14 protein-coding genes are annotated in these 16,604 nt (G+C 38.7%); 10 read left to right on the forward strand and 4 right to left on the reverse strand.

Annotation, left to right across the window (positions count from 1 at the left end):
- Positions 1-166 precede the first annotated feature (166 nt).
- The 7 genes from EGT34_RS14945 to EGT34_RS14980 all read left to right on the forward strand — a co-directional run bounded on the left by EGT34_RS14945 (position 167) and on the right by EGT34_RS14980 (position 9,800).
- A complete protein-coding gene (locus tag EGT34_RS14945; protein ID WP_000626777.1) occupies positions 167-760 on the forward strand; it encodes a LysE family translocator in 594 nt (197 codons plus the stop codon).
- A gap of 114 nt (positions 761-874) precedes the next feature.
- Positions 875-1,444 (forward strand): dCTP deaminase, encoded by a 570-nt coding sequence (dcd, locus tag EGT34_RS14950; RefSeq protein WP_000985728.1) that lies wholly within the window; start codon positions 875-877, stop codon positions 1,442-1,444.
- 302 nt (positions 1,445-1,746) lie between these two features.
- A complete protein-coding gene (locus EGT34_RS14960; RefSeq protein ID WP_001248734.1) occupies positions 1,747-3,225 on the forward strand; it encodes a hypothetical protein in 1,479 nt (492 codons plus the stop codon).
- A gap of 232 nt (positions 3,226-3,457) precedes the next feature.
- Positions 3,458-5,500 carry a hypothetical protein gene (locus EGT34_RS14965; RefSeq protein WP_000209708.1) on the forward strand — a complete coding sequence of 681 codons (2,043 nt, stop codon included), beginning with the start codon at positions 3,458-3,460 and terminating at the stop codon, positions 5,498-5,500.
- 15 nt (positions 5,501-5,515) lie between these two features.
- Positions 5,516-6,241, forward strand: a complete 726-nt coding sequence (locus EGT34_RS14970) for a DUF6160 family protein (protein WP_000724341.1) — start codon at positions 5,516-5,518, stop codon at positions 6,239-6,241.
- A gap of 32 nt (positions 6,242-6,273) precedes the next feature.
- The gene (locus EGT34_RS14975) at positions 6,274-8,685 is read left to right on the forward strand and encodes a DUF6160 family protein (RefSeq protein ID WP_024437615.1); all 2,412 of its coding nucleotides are present in this window, start codon (positions 6,274-6,276) and stop codon (positions 8,683-8,685) included.
- Positions 8,686-8,846: 161 nt separating this feature from the next.
- Positions 8,847-9,800 (forward strand): DUF6160 family protein, encoded by a 954-nt coding sequence (locus tag EGT34_RS14980; RefSeq protein ID WP_000791865.1) that lies wholly within the window; start codon positions 8,847-8,849, stop codon positions 9,798-9,800.
- Between the two features lie 80 nt (positions 9,801-9,880).
- Here the strand turns inward: EGT34_RS14980 and EGT34_RS14985 are convergent, their stop codons facing one another.
- Both EGT34_RS14985 and EGT34_RS14990 read right to left on the reverse strand, forming a co-directional pair.
- On the reverse strand, positions 9,881-10,825 hold the full coding sequence (locus EGT34_RS14985) for a tRNA dihydrouridine synthase (RefSeq protein ID WP_002067888.1): 945 nt from the start codon (positions 10,823-10,825) through the stop codon (positions 9,881-9,883).
- 84 nt (positions 10,826-10,909) lie between these two features.
- Positions 10,910-11,719, reverse strand: coding sequence for a cytochrome C assembly family protein (locus tag EGT34_RS14990; RefSeq protein WP_000624642.1), 810 nt, complete (start codon positions 11,717-11,719; stop codon positions 10,910-10,912).
- Positions 11,720-11,859: 140 nt separating this feature from the next.
- Here EGT34_RS14990 and ffh point away from each other — a divergent pair, with 140 nt between their 5' ends.
- Positions 11,860-13,269 carry a signal recognition particle protein gene (gene ffh / locus EGT34_RS14995; RefSeq protein ID WP_000460627.1) on the forward strand — a complete coding sequence of 470 codons (1,410 nt, stop codon included), beginning with the start codon at positions 11,860-11,862 and terminating at the stop codon, positions 13,267-13,269.
- 51 nt (positions 13,270-13,320) lie between these two features.
- On the opposite strand, the gene EGT34_RS15000 is transcribed toward ffh, so the two are convergent.
- Both EGT34_RS15000 and EGT34_RS15005 read right to left on the reverse strand, forming a co-directional pair.
- On the reverse strand, positions 13,321-14,055 hold the full coding sequence (locus tag EGT34_RS15000) for a pantothenate kinase (RefSeq protein ID WP_000839417.1): 735 nt from the start codon (positions 14,053-14,055) through the stop codon (positions 13,321-13,323).
- Positions 14,056-14,070: 15 nt separating this feature from the next.
- Positions 14,071-14,823 (reverse strand): biotin--[acetyl-CoA-carboxylase] ligase, encoded by a 753-nt coding sequence (locus tag EGT34_RS15005; protein ID WP_000362828.1) that lies wholly within the window; start codon positions 14,821-14,823, stop codon positions 14,071-14,073.
- 30 nt (positions 14,824-14,853) lie between these two features.
- Between EGT34_RS15005 and EGT34_RS15010 the strand changes: the two genes are divergently transcribed.
- Together EGT34_RS15010 and EGT34_RS15015 are read left to right on the forward strand one after the other, a co-directional pair.
- Positions 14,854-15,657 carry a sulfite exporter TauE/SafE family protein gene (locus EGT34_RS15010; RefSeq protein ID WP_031974816.1) on the forward strand — a complete coding sequence of 268 codons (804 nt, stop codon included), beginning with the start codon at positions 14,854-14,856 and terminating at the stop codon, positions 15,655-15,657.
- Positions 15,658-15,905: 248 nt separating this feature from the next.
- Positions 15,906-16,601 (forward strand): GntR family transcriptional regulator, encoded by a 696-nt coding sequence (locus EGT34_RS15015; protein WP_001047228.1) that lies wholly within the window; start codon positions 15,906-15,908, stop codon positions 16,599-16,601.
- The last annotated feature ends 3 nt before the right edge of the window (positions 16,602-16,604 follow it).

Consider the following 16,604-nt stretch of genomic DNA (forward strand, 5'->3'; position numbering starts at 1 on the left):
CTCTATAGTTTTTTAGTTTAGAATTAATAAAATTTTAATAAGTTATTGTTTGTAAATAATTTTTAAATTTTATTTCTTAAGAGGTTAAAAAATTGTCTTACAATTAGATTTTGCCTTCTAGAATAATATCTATTAATCTGAGATGACTACATTGTGAGGTCATTCAATGATTTCATGGCTTTTTATTGGCTTGGTTGCCACTATTTTACTTACCCCTGGCCCAACAAATACTTTACTTGCATCATCAGGAGTACAAGTAGGCCTCAAAAAATCTGCTAAATTAATTCCGGCAGAAGTTCTAGGGTATGTGATTTCGATTTCAGCTTGGGGAATGTTAATCGGGAAAGTTTCTGCAACGCTTCCTTTATTACCTCCTATACTTAAATTGCTCAGTGCTTGTTATATTATTTTTTTAGCAATTAAATTATGGCACACGGCAAATCAACAGCTTGAACTAGATCAGCCAACTATTCGCCCACGTGAATTATTTTGTGCAACTTTACTAAATCCTAAGGCATTACTTTTTGCTTCAGCGATTTTCCCTGTTGCAGCGTGGACTAATTTTCATATTTATCTCATTCATATGCTGGCTTATTTAGCTTTAATTACCCCAATTGCCTTATTCTGGATTTTTTTAGGGTCAGTCTTGGCTGCAAATAAAGTACGTTGGTTAAATCAATCAAATTTACAAAGAACAGCCTCGTTGGTTTTAGTTAGTTTCTCAATTCCAATTAGCTATTCTGCTTTATTAAATCTTTAAAAATTTATTCCGGGCTATTCTTGGCGATAAGAGTAGCCGCCATTGTTTTCATAATTGCTTTTTTACGTTAAAGTACGTCGCAATCAATGAAATTACCTTTTGGATAGAAAATACATGGCTATTAAGTCTGATCGTTGGATTCGCGAGATGAGCGAAAAACACGGCATGATTGAACCTTATGCAGAGAATCAAGTCCGTTTTGATAAGAATGGCGAAAAATTGATTTCCTACGGGGTCTCTAGCTATGGTTATGACGTACGCTGTGCCCGCGAATTTAAAGTTTTCACTAACGTACATTCTGCAATTGTTGATCCAAAAAATTTCGATGAAAAAAGTTTTATCGATATTGAGTCTGACGTTTGTATTATTCCACCTAACTCATTTGCTCTAGCGCGTACAATTGAATATTTCCGTATTCCACGTAATGTTTTGACTGTGTGCCTTGGTAAATCAACTTATGCACGTTGCGGTATTATTGTAAATGTCACTCCTTTAGAGCCAGAATGGGAAGGACACGTTACTTTAGAATTTTCAAATACCACGAACTTGCCTGCGCGTATTTATGCGGGTGAAGGGGTAGCACAAATGCTATTCTTCGAAAGTGATGAAGTTTGTGAAACGTCTTATAAAGACCGTGGTGGTAAATACCAAGGACAAACTGGCGTTACGCTTCCTAAAACCTAAGTTGTTTTAAATTAGATTAAATTCTAAAAATGGGTCACTTGAGGTGGCCCATTTTTGTTGAAAAATAAACAAAGTGGCATTCATCGGAATATTTATAATTGAACGTTTTCTTTTGTAAAAAATGATATAAAATGATCAATAATTGATTTGTTTTTTTGTTCTGCATCACAGAATTTAAAAGCAAAGGTATTGGATATAGGTTGTCTTTTTAGTAGTAATTGTTTAGATATCTACTAATTTTAGATAAACCAAATAAAAAGAAATTAAATTAGATTATGCCCCCAAGGATACGGAGGTCGGTCATGCGACAGTTTACATCTCTTCATATAGCTATAGCGCTTGGAAGCTTATACTTTTCTTCAGCTTATGCTGGTTCTACTTTAGTTCCAATGTCAGATGCTGAATTGTCAGCTACTCGTGGCCAAGCCTTGATGAGTATGTCTTATATTGCGCCTACGGACTCTGCAAATTTAGAAAAATTACGCGACAACAGTAGTAATATTGGTTTCTATAAATTAGGTTTGGAAGCTGAATTAGAAATTAACACCAATATTCGTAAACTACAGTTAGGTTGTGGCGGTGTAAATGGTGCGGGTGGCTGTGATATTGATATTGATAATTTAAGTTTAAGTGGACAGAATTTTGATGCCAATGGTAATCCGCTACCTATGTCTAATGAAGATCGTGCCTCATCTTCGGCTGTTTTAACCAATCCATTCATTGAGTTTGCTGTTAAGAATCCAAACTCAGCATCAACACGTGAAGTAGTTGGTTTAAGACTAAGTGCTGAAAAATTTATTGGCTTATTAACAGCTGGTACTGAAAATACAACCACCCCGAATGGGATCAACTCTATTTCTGGTTATATGAAAGTTCAGTCCGATAGTAGCGGTTTGATTAAAGGTTATGCAACAACTTCGGCCACGCGAGATAATTTATATGGTGCAAATGCCGTAACAGGACGTTTACAAGCTTTAGGACTTGGCTCATTGGCAGAAGTAGAATTTATTACCTCAAATGGTGGCTTTAACATTCCTGGTATTCAAAATAACTATTTTGAAATTGCTCCAATTCAAGTTAATGGTAATCGTGTTACCTCAAAAGTTTTATCTGCTCCAGTGAAAGTCCCTAATATTTATGTAGGTCATAGTAGTTCTTATCCAGTAGATGGTACGGTGCAATATAATGCAGCAGGTCCACATGATCCAGCTTATCCTGAACCAACAGGTATTTATACTCAAGGTGGTAAGGTCGAGGCAACTGTTACTAGTTGCAGCAACCTTCTAGTGTGTGCAATAGCAGGGGAGGGTAAAAAGTTTTCAAGCGTATATATGAATGGTACGATTTCAAATATTACTGCAAATTTAAATTTAACCCAGTCATTGGGCCTTATTCATAATTTACCAATTAATTCACCAATGTATCTCGCACTACAAAATCAAATGCTCCAATGGCCGGGTGCGAAAGCAGATGATGTAGCTCAAAAAGGCTGGTGGATGTCTTTTGCAAATCCAGTTAACGTTGGTAACATCATTCCACAAGATGCAATTGATATTTCCCCACTATTTCCACAAATTTCAACAGCAGTTTCTGCATTTTTACAGGCTAACCCTGCCAAAACTTCTGATCTTGATGGATTATTATTAGGGGCTGACTTAGATGTAAATATTGGTACGATTGATTTAAAAAATAGTCCGCTCACATTAAATTTAAGCAACTTGCAGTTAACGAATCAAAACTTTAAGCCAAACTGCCATGGTTCAGGTTTAACTTTTTGTTAAATTCCGAGAAAGTAGATTAGGCTGCTTTACATTCATCGGAAAAGTAATTTTTTACATGCTTTTTTTTGCATTTGTGCAAATATTCCGCATAATAGAAATGTGGAAAGGTTGGCAATATCTAGCTGGATTTGTCTTCTGGTCTAAGGTGAAAAGGATGGCTTCACCTAGCATCAAGGATTGTTAAAGAAAAATAAATATGGTGCACGGCATCGTATAAAACAGGAAGGTCAAGATGACTACACTTAATTATACGGTAAGGTTTCAAAAAACCGTTTTGGCAACTTTAATTGGGCTTTGTATAAGCCAATCGAGTTTCGCTCTTGAAGAACTCTCTGATGCTGGTTTGAGTGAAACTACTGGTGAAGGTATTGCTATTTTACCTCAAAATACTTACATGGTATTGCGCGGAGCTGGAGCGAACGAAACCACCAATCAAATTTTAACGGATCGTACTAAAGATACAGGTTATATTAATTATGTGCCTGTTGGGCCTTTAAGTATGACTGCTGCAGATACGAATAAAAACGGTACGATTGACTCTGGGGACCGTGCAGTAGGTAAAGCTGATATTTTTCTTTATGGTTTAGCTCTTTCTAAATCAGATAACGATACAAATACCCGTCTTGCTTCTACCGATACAGCAGCTGCAATTTCGAGTTGGGGTACAGCTATTAATCCGTGGATTTTTAAAGTTGCGACAGAAAACTCTGTGCCTAATTTCAGTGCAACAAATTGTAGTGGAGCAGCTGATCCAACTTGCCAAGTAACCTATTTAGCTTTAGAAGCGCCTTTATATGAAGTAGGGACAAGAGATACTGCTGGACTTGATGCCTATAAACTTAAATTAGGTTTATGGTCAGATATTTTTGTTCGTAATCCAAATAAAATAAATGGTGCAACAGATCAATTTAACTATGGTGACTCTAATGGTTTGATCGGCACGAGTACTGATGCAAGCCGCGCGAATCGTTTACGTCTGCAAGGTATTTGGAATAATTTTAGTTTAAATGGTAGCCGTCTACAGCTCTTCCAAACTTTGGGTGGTGCAACATCCGCAAATGGTTTGAGTCCATTTTATAACAATACTTTAGGTTTTGCGGGTGTTGTACGTTTAAATAGTGGCGATGCAACTAATTTAAGAGCAACAATTACTGCAAATACCCCAACATCTACAGTAGGACCATGGGTAAATCGTTATAGTACTCAATATACTGGAGCGCCTAGCAATAATTCTCCTAGTTCCGATTGGTTATATCGTATTCGTAGTCAAACGACTACTATTACTTCAACAGGTTCATGGACTGCACCAACTGATAGCGCTATGAATAATGTATTGCGTTTGAGTACTCGTGAATCTGGTACTGGACAGGGGAATTTAATTACTCCCGCTATTAATGGGGGGCTTGCACCAACCTTTGATGCAAACGAAGGTTTATATCTTTATAACCCTAATATTAATCTTGTATTAGGGTCTTTATATCAACCTTTAGTTTTGAGTTCAGATGGTAAAAACTTTAGTTTGGAACTAGCGCGTATTCCGAATAAACCAGAAATCTATAAGAAAATTTATACTGACTATACTGGAACAGATAGTAGTTACCTCGGCTCCACCTGTAATGTTTACCAATGTGGTGCCAATGTAACCTTAGGTGGTAAAACCTATCAAGGTTCTAATGCAACACATAGTAGTATCTCGATTGGTTCTACTGTTTATAATGCAACGAATAATACTCTAGAGGCATTTAAAGGGAATAATGCTCAAGATGCTGTAGGTATTTCTTTTGGGAAACTACCGACAGGAACTGTTACTGCTACAACACAAACTAGAAACTTCTATCAATTACAAAATCAAGAACGTCGTGGTGGTAGCTATAGCTGTGGATTCTTAAACTTAAGCACTTGTTATGATACTTGGCAATACCGTACGGCAACAGGCTGGACAGGAAATGCTGGCTCAGGCTTAAGATTTGATTCTCAAGGAGCAAACTGGGCGAATATTGATAGTACTGCTTATTATAATCCGACAACCAACACGACAGGGTATACCACCACAGATGCAGGGAATGGGGCTCAATTTGTTGTACCAAATGGTACACCTTTACCTGATGCACTTTACAATAATGGACGTTGGTATACGACTACACCAAATGCAGATATAAACACGTATAAATTATCAGGAGCACAAATTAGCTCTTCAATTAGTAATAACATGGGGTCAGCTGTTATTGATGGTGTTTTAATTCAACATTTAAAGCTCACCACAAAAGGTTTATAAGAGGAGAGTAACGCGATGAAAAAAATAACTGCTTTGCTCTTTGCTCTTTGTGCAACTGTGACTCATGCAGAATTGCAAACCTTGGATAATGATGCATTACAGGCAATTAATGGCCAAGCTGGTGCTGATTTATCTTTGATGCTTAATTTAAACCAGACCAGTAACGGTATATTTGATAATGGCAGTGGTGGAGTTTGTGAAAACGTAGAGTTCTGTCACATTGGTTTAGCAATTAATAAACGTTTTGTGCAAGCAGACGCGACTAAGCCAAGTGGTTGGGCTGAAAATAGTGACAGCGGTAATAAACTTTGGTTAGTATTTAAAGGTGTGCAAGGCACTTTAAATATTCAAAAAATGGGTTTGGATGGTGCTGATTTAAAGTATCTTGATAAAAGTAATACTGAAATTATAAAACCGGCTATTCAACTTAGTTTTAGTGCAGCACAGCCAATTTTAATTCGTAATTTTGGTTTTAATGCTCTGTCAATTGAGCAAGATAACTTTACGAGCTCAACAACAACGCAAGGCTCGAGTGCAAATATGTATGATTATGCATATTTCAAAAAGCCAACTTATGCAGCGACTGCTAATAGTGCGAACCAGCAAGTGGCTACTGCAACCCCATCGGCGTATGACTACGGTCGTGAAACAGGATTTATGGGCTTAATGATGAATGGCAACTTAGCAATTCAAGGAAAAGTCATGGTCTTTAGCTGTGATGGAAGCCATCCACGTTGTTAAAGGTTAATGTAGATTTCAAAGGAACTGAAGTGATGAACAAAAATAAAGAAAGTCACGGCTCAAAGTTTATTTTAAATACATTAACAGCCAGTATGTTGTTAGTGAGCGGACAGGTTTTTGCTTTAGAAGCGTTAACAGATGCCGATTTGAGTGCAGTCAATGGTCAAGATGGAATCTCGATACAAACGACTTTCAACGAAATCAATATTGATAATGCTTATTGGGACGACCATGCAGGCACACCAACAAGTGCTGATCAAATTTTAAGAGCTCAAGCGAGTGGCGTAAAAATACAAAAAAGTAATGCCTCTACACAAGCTTTAGGTACAAACTACCGTTTAGACGTAGGAAGTAATGCGACTACAGGTAAAGCAGGGGTCGATTTTTCTATGCAAAGTAGTCCCTCGCTCATTACTGTAAATAGCGTCAAAGTCTGTAATAGTTCGGCTGCTTGTTCACCTACTTTAGGACAGTTGGCTATACAAACCACTTCGCCTTTAGACTTGGCTCTTACTACTCAAGATGGTTTATTTAGCCCGAATAGTCAGTCAAGCATGACGCTTGGTCTAAATAATGCAAATATTTATTTGGGGCAATTAGACGCGCGTAGTCAGCTAAATCAATTGATATTAAAGAATTTTAACTTTAATTTTGTTGGTAAAGGCGTCATGTTTATTGATCCTACCCGTGGCATAGTCTTACAAACTAATACAGGGAATAATACTGCTGCGGTTGGGCAAACTCCAAATAGTACCTATGGCTATGTCGATTTTAATCGTGTCGCCGATTCTGCTTCTGGTTTAACTGCTGGTACATATGTAGACAGTAGTGGGAAAGTAACCAATTCAGGTCTGAATATTGAGGTAATGCTTAGCTCAAATGTTGATAAGGCAAATCCTTATGCCCTAGACACGACAAATAGCCCACAGAATTCTAAAGGCTTGATTCGTTTAGGTGCTAGCGGCCGTATGGTTAACAGTTACCTACAAGTCCGTGGTATGGATGGCTCTTCAGATAAAACAACATTAGGTACTGCCAATACGGCTTCTGGAACGGGTTCAAGTAATAGTATTTTAGGTAACTCTGGAATTGCCTTTCGTATGAAAGGGGAGTTCACTAAAGATAATGATTCGATGTTAGGTTCAGATGGTAAAGCAACTACCTTGGAAATTGGTGGGGCAGGGCTGAACGCCTATGGTTTTGAATTCGGTAATTTAACGGGGCTGAACTCGGCTACACGCGGTTATTTTGACAGCGGAAATATTTATCTAAATCTTGCTGATACAAAAACCTTATTAATGCCAAATAACGCAACACTAAATGCAATTCGTTTAGGATCAGGCACTTTAACAACTGCTGCCGATTATCAACATAATATCCACCGTGATACGGTTACCAATCCATTTAGCCTAATTCTTGCCATGCGTGGAGCAGAGTTTCAGGCATTTTCAAGACGCGGTCGTTTTACCACCAGTGCAAATGTCGCTGCTGCCAATCAATTTGCAGATAATGGTTTAAATAACCAGTGGGGTTTGGCATTACCTTTTTATAATTTAAATGCGAATGCCGCTGTCTATGGTGTAGATGCGCCTGCAAATGGTGCTTATTACTATACAAAAGATGCCAACGGTAAACCGATTCAAAATTTAGTTGCAACATCTGGTACAACTTCACGTTTAGGTTTTGGTATAGCTGTCGGAACGACAGGTCGAGATGCAGGCGGTACTAAAACAACTTCAATTTTATTAATTGATGGTTCTCCAAATGCTAATAATGCGGGCAACCCTACCGATTATTATATGGGGTTACGTAATATTGATATGTTCCTCAAAGGCAATGGCACTATTGGTTTAGAAAATGGCAGTTTAAATATCGGTTTAAAAGATATGTTACTTGCTTTATCAACCGAAATTGCAGCAGGTTATTTACCAGGAGCTAAATATAAAACTTGTCCGGCAACCGGGTCTTGTACTTCCCCAATCGATAACTTTGCCAAAAATAATGATGTCTTATTTGGTTTAAAACTACGTTTAGGCGGCGATCTTAATTTATCGATAGTGCCGAATAGTTCAATTGCAGATGGTAGTGCTTTAACTGTACTAGGTGATTTTACAATGCCTGCGACAGCAACTGGAAATACTGTACAAATTAGTGATCCGATTGATGGTTCTGCAATTGGATTTGACAATATTACTGGAAAGCTAGCGTTTAATACCGCTTTAGTTGTGGGTAAAGATACTGCAAGTGGTTTAGGTAAAGTTGGTGTAAATACCGCGGTTTATTTTAATCCTGATAAGAGTATTGACGGCGCATTACGTGTAAAAGATATTAATTTCTATCCACCTTCAACGGGTGCAGGAGCACGTTTAGGTGAGCTTGCAATTACGGGGGGACGTCTAAATAGTAGCTTTAGCATTGTGCCTAGAAATGGCGCCTTTAACTAATCAATAAAAGTGACGTTTAACGTCACTTTTTTATATAAATTTTAGTTTAGTGTGATTGGATTTGCATTCGTCGGGTTATAGAGATAATTGCTTTGTACTTGAATATTATTCTGATAGTCTGAACAAATAATAAACGTTTGTCTCTTAAGGATTAGAGCGACATGAAAAATAAAAATATAGGGTGCTGGCTGTTACTTGCCGGTAGTTCAAGTGTTTGCGCGATGCAACCTTTGGATGATCAAAGTCTTGCAGCTGCGACGGGTCAAAATGGTCTAACTTTAGGTATTCAGGCCGATCAAGTTAAATTTAATCAAGTTGCCTTGATTGATACGAACGGTATTGCATCTACGTCTTACAACAGTAAAGCAGGTCTTATCATTGCAGGAAACTCTACTAATCCGGTTCCTGGCATAGAGTTTATTAAAGCTGCTGTATCTACAAATCCTTCTTTTAATATTGCAATCGATACCGATGCTGGTGGTGGAAATCCTTTTTTAAATTTAGCTGTCACGATGGGGAGTGACGTAAATGGTATTCGGCTTTTACCATTTTCAGTTTATTTAGCACCAAGTACATCTTTATCTAGCCCATCCGATTATGCATTAACAAGTTATGCACCAAAATCAATTTTTAGTTCGGGCACAACGGTGAATACCGGGGTAAAAGAGCTGATTCGTTCTACTGGTAATCTTGATATTAACTTTGTACAAACCAATAAGCCTCGTTTAAATATTCAATTGGGACATGCTGCCCAGTCGGTTATGGTTAAATTTGGAGGAGCTATTCAATCGATTTGTTCTGCTGCATCTGGCTGCCCGATTACTTTAGTTTCCGATAACACAGGTGCTACATTTGGGTTTAAATTTGCAGGTACGAATGCGTCAACGGGTTTTGTTCTTGATGGATTTTATGCTGGAGTTGACCCGACAGGACTTACCTTTGGAAATATAGGTGTATCTAGTAAATTTGATGCATCACTTAACAATGTGACTTTAGGAAATTTAGGTACACAAAGTACAACAACATTTAATAATTTACCCAATGGGTCTATGGGGAGTTTTGGAGTTACGGGTGCTTCGGTGACCGACTTTAAAATGAAAGTAAGTGGCTTTTAAAAAAATAATTAATAATTACTTAACCTGAAATACCAAAAGAGGGCGGTTGTCTAAACAATCGCTCTCTTTTGTTTGAGTGATTAAATACGAGAAGAACTGGTTTGCTCTAGCTGCTGAACAATTTCATCTAAAGCTTTAATGCGTTTCACTTGGTCCCATAATTCTTTCGCTTGAGGATAGGCTTTTGTCATCATACCTAACCACTGCTTATAACGGCCAACCATCCCAATTTCTGTTTTTGCTTGACCATTTAAAAAACGTATTTGTAAGTCAACCAGTTGTTCCCAAGTAAACAGTGCTTCATCCATATTTTGGCGAATACATTGTGTTAAATCTGGAGTAGTCACTGCACCACGGCCAATCATTAAATCTTCACAGCCAGATTGTTGCTGGCAAGCTCTAGCATCAGCATTGGTCCAGATTTCGCCGTTAGCAATCACATTAATTTTTAAAGCTTCTTTAATAGGCAGAATTTTTTCCCAATAAGCTGGTGGCGTATAACCATCTGCTTTAGTACGAGCATGTACAGTTAACCAGCTTGCACCCGCATCTTCAACAGCATGGGCGTTTTCCATGGTGTGGTTTTCATCTAGATAACCTAAACGCATTTTTGCTGAAACAGGGATGTGCGCAGGTACAGCATCTCGAACAGCTTTAATCAGCATATGTACTACGTCTGGTTCATCAAGAAGTACCGAACCACCTCGATGTCGATTGACGGTTTTTGCAGGACAACCAAAATTAAGGTCGATTGCAGGAGCACCCAGTTCAACGACTTTTGCCGCATTTGCTGCCAGCATATCTGGGTTATTGCCTAAGAACTGGACGTGTACAGGTGTTCCAGCAGCTGTTTTACCATCATTTTTAAGTTCAGGACAAAAACTATAGTAAATATGGTCTGGCAAAATACTGTCTGTAACGCGAATAAACTCGGTTACACACCAGTCGAAGTGACCAACAGATGTGAGTGTATCCCGCATGATCGGGTCAGTTAAACCTTCCATTGGAGCGAGTATGAGTTTCACAGTCTGAGTCACCTGAGCAAAACAAAAACAGCGTTATACGGGATATGTATAACGCTGTCTAGTAGTGCTGAAATTTTAATTGTTTTATCGGCCCAATATCATCTCAAGCACAAATTTACTGCCAATAAAACCGATCGCTAATAATGCAAAACCAATTAAGGTGAAACGAATCGCTTTTTGACCGCGCCAGCCAAGTTTATAGTGGCCAATCAATAAAGAGCCATAAATAAACCATGAAATAATACTAAATACGGTTTTATGAGCGAGATGCTGGGCAAAGAAGCTATCAACTGTTAAGAAACCAAACGCGAGAGCAATGGTTAATAAAATAAAACCAGTAATGATGAGGTCAAATAATAAAGACTCCATGGCCTGAATGGATGGAAGTAAATTGACCCAAATACGTTTTTTTTGTTTCTTTTTGAGTTCACGGTTTTGGAACCATATCAAGATCGCATGTATGGTTGCCATCAGTAAAACAGCATAAGCAGAAAGTGAAAGAATAATATGAGTATCTAAACCTAATGAATGCTGTTCAATAAACTGATCGGGACGGCTAAATGCAAAACCTAAAATAAGACCAATCGCCGCTACAGGAATGCCGAGCAAGTTTAACGGTACAATCGGGCGGAAAGTACTAAAAACTAAGCTTAACAACAACATAAGTCCTGATGTAAAAGACACCAGATTAAAAACATCGTAGTTAATTCCTGATGGCGTCAGCATGGCATGACATAAAACTGTGCCATGTAACAGCAGTGCTAAGGTCGTAACAAAAGCAAATAACCATGGGTTTGGTTCACGTTTTGACATTAAACGTATGAACAGATACCAGAAAGAAGTGGTATATGCGATGAGTGCCAAAATTGTGTAAACCAAGGGGAGGCTAATCATGTCAAACCTTTTTCAGGATTAATTCATCTAGATAAGATATAAATTCGCTGCGAACTAAAGTATCCTATAGCATTCTATGCATAAATTTTCTATTTCGAGAAAGATTTTTTTGCAACTAGCCATTTTAAGCGGATTTTGCAATGTTTGATACCTTAACAGAACGACTCACGCAGAGTTTAAGAAATGTTACTGGCTCAGGGCAGCTGACCGAAGACAATATTAAAGATACCTTACGTGAAGTACGTATGGCTCTTCTTGAAGCCGATGTCGCGTTACCTGTAACTCGTGAATTTATCGCGAAAGTTAAGGAAGAGGCATTGGGCCAAGAAGTGATGACTCAGTTATCTCCAGGCCAGGCATTTGTAAAAATTGTCTATGATGAACTCACCAAGATGATGGGTGAGGCCAATGAAACACTGGATTTAAGTGCTAAGCCTCCAGTTGTGGTATTACTTGCTGGTTTACAAGGTGCAGGTAAAACAACGACAGCAGCCAAGCTGGCACGTTTCTTAAAAGAACGTCAAAAGAAAAAAGTAATGACCGTTTCTGCCGACGTTTATCGTCCGGCAGCGATTAAACAGTTAGAAACTGTGTCAACAGAAGTTGGTGCAGGCTTTATTCCATCAGATCCTTCTGAAAAACCAATTGATATTGTTAACCGTGCAATTGACCAGGCAAAAATCCAGTTTGCTGATGTGTTGATTGTCGATACGGCGGGCCGTTTGCATGTCGATGAAGACATGATGGACGAAATTAAAGAATTGCATGCAGCAGTTAAGCCGACTGAGACCTTGTTTGTGGTTGATGCTATGACAGGTCAGGATGCTGCAAATACAGCAAAAGCCTTTAATGATGCTTTAGCGCTTACAGGTGTGATTCTTACTAAAACTGATGGTGATGCGCGTGGTGGTGCGGCACTTTCTGTACGTGCGATTACCGGTAAGCCAATTAAGTTCTTAGGTATGGGCGAAAAGCTTGATGCTTTAGAACCATTCCATCCGGACCGTGTTGCCCAACGTATTTTAGGTATGGGTGACGTACTTTCTTTAGTCGAAGAAGTTGAACGTAAAATCGACAAAGAAAAAGCCGAAAAAATGGCGAAAAAATTGCAAAAAGGCGGCAGCTTCAACTTTGAAGATATGCTGATGCAATTTGAGCAAATGAAGAAGATGGGCGGCATGATGGGCTTCTTAGACAAGTTGCCAGGCATGAGCAGTGCAGGGATTCAGCAAGCGATTGAGCAAGCGAACCCTGAAAAACAAGTCAAAAAGATGGAAGCTATTATCCAGTCAATGACTGTTAAGGAACGCCGTAATCCAGACCTGATGAACCCAAGCCGTAAAAAACGTATTGCAGCTGGGTGTGGTATGGATGTAGCTGAAGTGAATAAACTCATTAAGCAACAAGCACAAATGGCTAAAATGATGAAGAAGTTTGCGAATCCATCTGGTATGAGCAAAATGATGCGCTCATTAGGCAATATGCAAAAACAATTTGGCGGTGGTGGTGGTATGGGACCACTGTTTGGGAACAATGACCAAAAGAAATAAAAATATAAAATAAAAGGCGCCCAGAGCGCCTTTTATTTTGTAGAGTATTTATTAATCTTTAGGATGATATGCAATATATTGTTGCAACCCTTTAAGTAAAAGATCTGTTTCAACAGTAGGTTGGTACTTCTGTAGAAATTTTGCAAAAAGAGGAGCATCGCCACCTGTGAGGAGTAGCTTTTTAGGTGATTGTTGCATAATGCTTTCAATCGTACTAATGAGGCCCAGTAAAATACCATGATGTACTGCATCTACGGTGTTATTGCCTGGATTTAGATTATCAAAAGCCGAATCAGGAATTTTAATACCTTTGGTATTTTGAATCAGCGCATCACGCTGTAAATAAAGGTTTGGCAGAATATAACCGCCTAAATGCTGTTTGCCTTTGGTTAAATCAATAGTAAGCGCTGTTCCGCAACCAATAATGCAATAGTTTTCTTTTTCCTCAGCAACAGCAAGTACCTGTAGCCAGCGGTCAATCCCGAGCTGACTTGGAACTTCATAGCCACATTGTAAACCTGCATATTCAGCATGCACTTTGGCAAAAACAACAGGAATTTCTAGCCATTTTAAAATCTGCTGAATACGCTGATTATTTTCGGTATCGAGAACCGAAGAAATCCCAATACGATGCAAGCCTTGATGTTTAAAGTGTTGGATTAATCCCAGTAATAAATCGGCAGGGGACTGCAAATGTAACTCAGCTGCATGTTCAATAATTTGCTGATTTTCAGTAATCCAGTATTTTAAACGGGTGTTTCCGATATCAAGCCATAAACTTTTCATGGGAAAAATACCTGATTACTGAGTGGTTTGTGGTCTTAGACGACCTTGATAAAACTGCTGTGGTTCAGGAGTTTCAAGAATCACCGCACCTTCATTAGAGATTCCAACGAAACGGCCATATACCAGTCCTTGACTATGTTCGAACTGAACTAACTGATTAAGCCATGCAGCATGGTGGTTAAAACGTCCTGCAAGGTTATAACAACCATGATCAAACCAGCGGGCTGCATTTTGAATTGCAACATAAAGCTCCGAAATTAACTCAAGACGACTCATTTGCTCTAGGCCTAAATCTTCTAGAGACGTGATCGGTTGATCACTATCAGTGACTGGTGGTGTTTTTAAATTAATACCTACACCTACAATCGCCTGATGTTGGGAAAGAGGCTCAACCAAAATTCCGCCCCATTTTCCTTGTGTACTATACAAATCATTTGGCCATTTCACTTGTAGGCTCAAAGGTTGTAGCTGTGGAATTTGCAAAATATTCAACGCAACTTCAAGTGCTAAGCGACCATCTAAGGGTGTTCGAGTTTGCACCAATGTGCTTAAATAAATGTTTCCTTCAGGTGAAATCCATTGCCGTTGATGTTGACCTCGCCCTTGAGTTTGTTGAGCACTGCAAACCAAGCCTGTTGTAATGCCTTTTTGGGCAATTTCACGAATATCATCATTGGTCGAAGTTGTGGTTGCTTTTAATAAAACCACTTCTGGAAGCTGGTTTTTTGCGCTTAAAAGTTGTTGTAGTTGGCGAGTCTCTAAATCCATGTTGAATATGAGCAGAGTGGTAAAACATTTATGGAGTTAATCATATATTTACTCATTGGCGCAATTGCTGGTTTTACTGCCGGACTGTTTGGAGTTGGTGGTGGACTAATTATTGTACCAATTCTCTATGTCGTTTTTACCCAGTTGCACTATGATCCCGCGGTAATCATACATATTGCAGTCGGAACCTCCCTAGCAACCATTATTGTGACTTCCTTTAGTTCAGTTTCGGCTCATCATAAAAAAGGTGCAGTCCTCTGGCCTGTTTTTCGTAATTTAGCACCGGGACTAGTGATTGGTTCCTTTTTAGGTGCAGGTATTGCCGACCTTTTGTCTGGACAGCATTTACAGCTTCTTATTGGTGTCTTTGCTGTTGTGATGGCTTATCGGATGTTCAAAGGAGCCCATGTTGTGGTTGACCCAACACGTCAGCTTCCTTCAACCCCTATGCAATTCATGGCGGGTGGAGGCATTGGTATTGCCTCTGCAATTTTTGGAATTGGGGGAGGAAGTTTAACCGTTCCATATTTAAACCGTCATGGCGTAGTCATGCAAAAAGCAGTTGCGACCTCTGCTGCTTGTGGTTTACCTATTGCTATTGCAGGTGCAATTGGTTTTATGTGGTTTGGTGCTAAAGAGCACATTTCTGTACCTAATACGATTGGATATATCCATATCTATGCTTTTATTGGTATTAGTGTCATGAGTTTTGTCACCGCTAAACTTGGGGCCAAGGTTGCCCACGCATTGTCACCACAAATGCTAAAAAAATGCTTTGCTTGCTTGTTAGTCGTGGTCGGCAGTTATTTTATTTATAAAGGTTTTATGAATTAAAAATGTTTTATTAAAAATATATAGAAAAGAAAGCTTAGACTCTCACGGTTTAAGCTTTTTTATTTGAAGACTTGAAAAGATTAAAGGTGAGTTTTTCATCCGATTTCTGTATGGATTTTGGGTGGGTTGGCTTAAAATGCAATAAAATTGTCAGACAATGACATAGTTTTTAATGGATGGGATCAGTTAAAAACAAGGATGCGAAAGAAAAGCATGGATTAATGCATATAAAAAGTAGCGGGTGATTTATGAATCTCGAAGAGACAGAAAGTCTTTCTGAGCAAATTGTCAAATATATTAGCGAACAGATTATTAGTGGCGAATTGGTTGAGGGCGAACGTATACAAGAGCTTCGTATCGCTAAAGAACTTGACGTAAGTAGGGGATCAGTTCGTGAGGCGCTATTATTACTCGAGCGTACGCATCTCATTGAAATTTTTCCGCGTCGTGGTGCAATTGTTTCGGAAATGTCGGCACAACAGGTCAAAGCGTTATTTGATACAAATATGATGTTATTGGGGCATATTGTACAACGCATAAGCGAAACATGGCGTGCCCATGAAGCCGATCAATTACAACTCTTGTTAGAACAGCTTCTTGAGCATGTAAAAGCAGGCGATATTGAAAAATTCTACGATGCTATTTTCCAATATCTTGCTGAACAACAAGATATGGTCGGTAATCCTTATTTAATGAAATTTTATAAAGAATTATTACCATCATTACGTCGTAGTTATTTTTTGACGCTAAATACCTCTAAACGGGAACTACAAGAAGCGTTTGCATTATTTAAACTCGTGACTGATGCAATTTTGATCCGAAAATCACAACAAGCCGCTTTATTTATGGAAGATTTTTGTCGACACTTACGTAACCTTGTGTTGGAATCGCTGACACGAATGAAACAGATTGAATTGGCTTGGGCGAGACGCTCACGCCGCTAGTTA

Origin of the sequence: Acinetobacter sp. FDAARGOS_558, from assembly GCF_003937785.1 — a bacterium.
GTDB lineage: Bacteria > Pseudomonadota > Gammaproteobacteria > Pseudomonadales > Moraxellaceae > Acinetobacter > Acinetobacter baumannii.